At 67.8% G+C, this 211-nt stretch carries 1 protein-coding gene; it reads left to right on the top strand.

The window, feature by feature from the left end; all coding sequences use genetic code 11:
• Positions 1-211 (top strand): hypothetical protein (locus tag PMES_RS16530; protein ID WP_159966791.1); only part of this gene is annotated, 211 nt, incomplete at both ends.

Genomic DNA, 211 nt, shown 5'->3' with positions numbered 1-211 from the left:
GACGGGCGACATTGCGCATGATGCGGGCGTCGAGCTGCAGATGGGTATCGGTTCGGCCGGCGTCAGCATCACCCATCACCGCAGTGCGATCTGGCGCAACCTCGCGGCGGCGGCGAACATCGCGCTGGCATCGACGCGCAACAAGCTGGTTGCAGCGGATGGCCGGATCAAGCCGCCGGCGGACTTCAACGCGGCTTTCGGCGCGCCGATC

It is taken from the genome of Profundibacterium mesophilum KAUST100406-0324, from assembly GCF_009835145.1.
Classification (GTDB): Bacteria; Pseudomonadota; Alphaproteobacteria; order Rhodobacterales; family Rhodobacteraceae; genus Profundibacterium; species Profundibacterium mesophilum.
Note: the sequence above shows the minus strand (reverse complement) of the source record. Positions and strands in the feature narration are given on the sequence as shown.